Origin of the sequence: Thiolapillus sp., from assembly GCF_048562965.1 — a bacterium.
Classification (GTDB): domain Bacteria; phylum Pseudomonadota; class Gammaproteobacteria; order Chromatiales; family Chromatiaceae; genus Thiolapillus; species Thiolapillus brandeum_A.
In genome coordinates this window covers 1-5,757 of the sequence record NZ_JBHNMF010000198.1, presented here as the reverse complement: position 1 = coordinate 5,757, position 5,757 = coordinate 1, and the positions used below count along the sequence as shown (strand labels likewise).

The following is a 5,757-nucleotide window of genomic DNA, read 5'->3' as shown; positions in this document are numbered from 1 at the left end:
CACCCCGACAGGACAGACCTGATCATTTGCCTCAAACCCACCTCAGCTACCCACAAATTCTGCTGAGGAGCCGAAAAAACTGAGGGTATTTCAGGTGAGTCAATGTGCGCGCCGCAGTCGCTGGTTATGTACCGCGACGCTGGAATGTCGACTGCCCGGAAGACCACAGCTTGGATGGGCCGGAATATCACCTCTGGCTCAAGAACCGGCAAGCACTCTATGGCGTGGAGAACCTCGTCATAGCGCCGGGGTACCAAGCGACAGCTGATACAAAATCTTACACAGGTAAGGAATGACACGAATTCAGGAGTCAGGAGGAGGATCAATAGACAACCCTCCTTCTCTAGATTGCCCAATGCGACTATATGCTGTATATTGCAGTACATTTGCAAGGACTTCTGGAGAGGTACATGGCCACCACCAAGACAGCAACTCTGACCTTTCGGATCGACCCAAGTCTGAAGGAAGCGTTGCGCGCCGCAGCATACCAAGAACATCGCTCCATTGCCAACATGGTAGAGGTGCTGATTCGGGATTACTGCGACGCCAATGGTATTGCCGTCCCAGCCCCCCAGAACACTGACAACAACGGGGAGCAATCAGCATGATCAGGACGGTTAAACAGGCCTGCCAATTCAATCCTGTCATCCAGGATTACCGCATGAGCGCCGGCATAGAGAACCTGTCGGACCTGATTAACGATCAGGGGGACGGCCGAGAGTTCTTCTCCAGGAACCATGTCACCCACGGCATGGAGCAACTGTTCCGTGAAGGCATGCTGCGCCTCTCCGGCAAATCAGACCAGGCGGTGTTCGAACTCACCCAGGCCATGGGTGGCGGTAAAACCCACATGATGATTGCGCTTGGCCTACTGGCGCGCCATAACCACCTGCGCCCAGAGGTACTCCCTTCTGATCTAAATGACCGCCTGGATTTTGGCAAGGCACGCATCGCTGCCTTCAACGGCCGCAACAACCCGGATAACTACATCTGGGGGGAAATCGCCACCCAGCTTGGTGAGGAAGAAGCCATCCGTCCCTATTGGGCATCTGGTCCGAAAGCGGTAGATCAAAAGAAGTGGAAAGAGCTTATCGGCGACACCCCTACGCTGATCCTGCTCGATGAGCTGCCGCCCTATCTGGACAATGCCAGCACCCAGGTCATCGGTCAGGGAACCTTGGCCAACATGGTCGTCTACAGCCTCAGTGCGCTTATGAGCGCCGCCCTTGAATTACCGAACTGCGCTATCGTCATTGCCAACCTCTCTGGTAGCTATAAGTCCCAGACCAAAGCACTGGCCGAGTCGATTTCCAACCTCCAACAGGAAACCCGGCGCCAGGCAATGACCATCACCCCAGTCCAATTGTCTGGCAACGAAATCTACGAGATTCTGAAAAAGCGTCTCATCGATGAACTGCCCGACGAAGGCACCATTTCGGACATCGCCGAAGAGTATGCCCAACAAATCAAGAAGGCCGAGGATGGCGGCTACATCGTTGCGTCTAGCATCGAGCAGATCGCCGAACAGGTACGAGAAACTTACCCTTTCCACCCTTCATTCAAGCACCTGGTAGCCCTCTTTAAGGAGAATGAAGGTTTCCGTCAAACCCGCGGCCTAATGCAATTTACCGCTCGCTTGCTCAAGAGCGTCGAGCAAAGGGAGATCGATGACGCCTTCCTGATCGGGACCCAGCATCTTGATCTCAATGATGATCAGGTCAAAGATGAGATTGAGCGTATTGCCCCCAAGCTGATTCCAGCTGTTACCCGCGACATTGCTGATAATGGCAACGGCATTGCAGAACACATCGATGATGAGCTCAGTAGCGATGCATCAGTTCAGGTCATGACTCTGCTACTGGCTTCGTCACTATCCAGAGCGGTCGGAGGTCGCATCGGCCTGTCCGAAAGTGAGATCATCGAATTCCTCGCAGCCCCCAACCGCAAGCCCGACGAATTTCTGGATTCCCTGCAACACCTGCGTGAACAGGCCTGGTACCTGCACCGTGAAGACCAGCGTTTTTTTATCAAAGAGACAGAAAACCTCTCACGGCAGATCGAGCGTAATGCCAAAGATATTCCACAACCGAAAATCGACACGGCACTCATCAATCGCCTGACCGGCATCCTGCAACCTTCCGGAAAAAATGCCTATCAGGAAGTGCAGATTCTGCCGCGCTTGGACGAGCTGAGACTCAGTGGCCCACGCGTGCTGATCGTGATTCGCCCCGATGGCAAGGTACCCCCCAGCGAGCTCAACCATTTCTTTGAGTTCCAGCAGGAAAAAAATAATTTACTGGTGCTCACGGGTCAGGACAGCCACATGGCCGATGCGGTAGAGGATCGCCTGCGGGAACTCTACGCCATTGAGCAGATCCACAAGCGCCTCAAGCCTGGCGACACCCTGTTTGAAGAGGCACGAGACCGCCTCGAAGAATCGGAAGACCGCTTCGCCAAGGCACTCTCTGCTGCCTATAACCGGATCTATTTCCCCAGCCTTGACGAAATGGACGGACGTGAAACCCTGGTCAGCGTCACCATCGACAACGGCCTGAAAATCGGCCAGGGCGACCAGTCTGCAGAGGCCCAGATCGAAAGCCTGCTCTCCAGCCCGCGCGCCAACTACAAGCTGGCGATGGACCTCAAGGATAACTTCAACGAATACTTCGCCATGGCCGAGACAGATCTCTGGCCATCGGGAAAAGACAACCGTCGCACTCCCTGGAAAGACGTGATCAGCCGCGCCAAGAGTAATGCAGCATGGCCATGGATGCCCGGTAACAGCGGCATGGACACACTGAAGGCCGAGGCGTTGAAACAGGGCCGTTGGCGCCTGGGTGAAGATGGCTATATCGAAAAAGCCCCCTTCCCGAAAGAAAAGACCAGCGCCAATGTCTCGTTGCTTGGTGCAAATCAGGAGTCCGGCGAATCCATTCTCAGTCTGACACCCCGCAATGCGGGAGAGAGCCCGATCATCTACTACTCCACCAAGCCGGATGTCAGTGAAAGCGATTCGCAGGTGGAGGATATGGAAAACTTCAGCACGGGAGAAGGCACGCTCTACTTCTGGATCAAGGACACAACCGGCACGTATGAGAGTGGCGCGCCCACTCGCTGGACCGCGGAACTCAAAATTCGACACCAGGTAGAACCCTCTGCTGACAAGCGCAAGGTCACCCTGCAGTGCACACCGAAGGCCGAAATGACCTACACCCTGGATGGATCCAATCCGAAAGATGGCAAGACCTACGACGGCCCATTCGAGATCGGCTCGGAGGCCGTCCGCTTGTTGGTCTACGCCAAATCCGGCGAGGCCACCAAGAATGCCGATTTCCAAATCCCGCACAGTGGCGACAAGACCGTTCAAATTGATGATGCCAAGCCCGCTCGCCTGAGCAACAAGCGCATGGCGCTGGATACCACTGACCGCGTCTATAGCGTCATCAACCACTTCCGCGATCAGACCAACACTCGGTTCAAGGGTGTTCGCATCGAGATCGGGGAAGGTGAAAACACCGTCACCGTCCGTTTTCAGGAACGCGAAATCACCGCTGCAATGATCGAAGGCACGGTCAATAGCCTGCGCGAGGTGCTGCAGGAAGATCAGTCACCGGTGGCCATCACCATCAGCGATGGCATCCAGTTTGAAAGCGGATTTGAAGCGAAAGAATTCGCCAAGATCGCGGGCATAGAACTGCGCCCCGGCGAAGTGACACAGGAGGATTAACCTAATGCCAGTCCGTTCTGGTGCACAGGCCGCCCAAGCAAACAAGAAAGAGGCTCCAGAAGCTATAAAAACCGGTTCCAAGACCGGCAAGGCCTCTTCGCGCAAGGGAACCTATGCTCACCAGACGCTCGGCTTTGGCGTACCTGCAACCAGCGACCCCCACCATTTCAAGGTGGTGATCCCAAAGGCCAACAGCGGCCGGGTTCAGATCAGTGAATACCTGGGGCTGCAGGCCTCCAGCGACGAGTTTGCGGTGATCGACCGCGTGTCACTGGAGCGTCCACGCTGGACGGCGATTCGCAGTGAAGTGCAGCGTGCCTTCAATGCCCGCCTGAAAGCCCACAATCTCAAAAGTGCATCCTGGAAGGTGGGCGACAACCCTGTCGATCGCTTGCTTGGCAAAGAACTGTGCGTCTTGGCTTGGGCCGTCGAAGGCATGGAGATGGAGAATATCCCGGTCGCTGTGCGCAACTGGCTCGCCCTACGACCAGAAGAACGCTGGTGGCTGTTTGGTATGACCTCCATGAGCACAGGTGGCATCAACGATAGCAACAAAGGTTGGCGTTTGGCATTACGCCATGCCTTGGGCGATGTGGCCCAAAGCGAACTACTATAACCGCGTGGTCGCAGAGAGATCGTCAAGCACGACCCTCTACCAACCCTCGATCTTTTTGGTGATGAATAATTTATGGCTGAACTAATACCCCTGACACTGCAGGATGCACCCGCTCTGATTGAAGGGGTCTTTCCTGCCCAGAAGGTTTCATTTGAGGCGCAAACAGAGCGAAAAGCTGGCGCAGCACAAACTTTGACCGGTCTCGGCTCCTATTGGAAAGGGAGAAAGCCACTAATCCTGGTTCGCGCCATAGTACTAGGTAGTTTGCTGCCACAAACGGATGATCATGAAAAAGATCTCGAAATCTTCGAGTCTCTTATGGGGTTCGATTATGAAGGACTTGCCCGTAGAGCCTTAATTCAAAACGCCATCAAACCCAAGGATTTCGCTTCACTTATTGCGCTTGGCAGCCCCTGGGATTTTTTCAGCTACACCATCAAGGCCTCTGACATCAGCGCTGAAGAAGTGGAAACCTGGGAGTTTCCCTTCGATGCGGATGCCAAAGGCATCACAATGCGCTGGCGGCGCGATATCGACGACGAGAACAAGCTCGTACTTTACCAAAAGGCGCTAGCAACCTTCAGTAGTTATGAGGAAAAGGCATCTCTCTGTAAGCGGCCAGAAGAGGTAGACCAAAACTGGCTATACGCGCCAGTGTGGACAAGGGTTAATCACCACTATGCTCAATTTGGCATCAATGCTCACTCCCATGCTGAATTAGTAGAACAGCTCGGTATTTTGCGTTATGGCCATCGTCCACGTGCAGGAGACACTTTCAGTGGAGGTGGCTCCATTCCATTTGAAGCGGCACGTGTGGGATGTAATGCCTACGCGGCTGACCTGAATCCAATTGCCTGTATGCTGACCTGGGGTGCCCTGAACATTATCGGTGCTCCCAAAGAGCAACGTTCAATGTATGAAGATGCCCAGCGCGAAGTTACCCAACAGGTTGATAAGGAACTAATAGCACTCGGGGTAGAGCATGACGACGAGGGCAATCGTGCCAAGGCCTATCTCTACTGTTTGGAAACACGATGCCCAGAAACAGGTTGGATGATTCCCATGCTACCCAGCCGCATCATCTCTCCGAAACACGGCACTGTCGTGAAACTCATACCTGATCATGCCAATAAGCGCTTCGACATGGAGGTTATAAACAACGCCTCAAACAAAGAAATCAAGGATGCCGAAACTGGCACCGTACACGATGGCGACTTGGTCTATGAACTGGACGGACGAACTCATCGTACACCTGTCAAAACACTCCGGGGGGACTATCGCGGCCCTCAGGGGAATACTCTCAATAGGTTGAGAAAGTGGGAGAAATTGGATTTCATTCCTCGTGACGAGGACATCTTCCAGGAACGCCTTTATGCCATCCAGTGGATTACCAAAGCCTCGATATACGAGCCAC

The 5,757-nt window shown here is 54.1% G+C and carries 4 protein-coding genes; all 4 read left to right on the top strand.

What is annotated here, in order from left to right; translation table 11 throughout:
• Positions 1-410: 410 nt before the first annotated feature.
• Positions 411-608 (top strand): hypothetical protein, encoded by a 198-nt coding sequence (locus ACOCD2_RS11090; RefSeq protein WP_293650180.1) that lies wholly within the window; start codon positions 411-413, stop codon positions 606-608.
• Positions 605-3,727, top strand: coding sequence for an anti-phage-associated DUF499 domain-containing protein (locus ACOCD2_RS11085; protein WP_293672567.1), 3,123 nt, complete (start codon positions 605-607; stop codon positions 3,725-3,727). The genes ACOCD2_RS11090 and ACOCD2_RS11085 overlap by 4 nt, the downstream gene beginning before the upstream one ends.
• 4 nt (positions 3,728-3,731) lie before the next feature.
• A complete protein-coding gene (locus tag ACOCD2_RS11080; RefSeq protein WP_293702381.1) occupies positions 3,732-4,343 on the top strand; it encodes an anti-phage-associated DUF3780 domain-containing protein in 612 nt (203 codons plus the stop codon).
• A 72-nt stretch (positions 4,344-4,415) separates the two neighbouring features.
• On the top strand, positions 4,416-5,757 hold a 1,342-nt coding region (locus ACOCD2_RS11075; RefSeq protein WP_296760367.1), incomplete at its 3' end, for a DUF1156 domain-containing protein.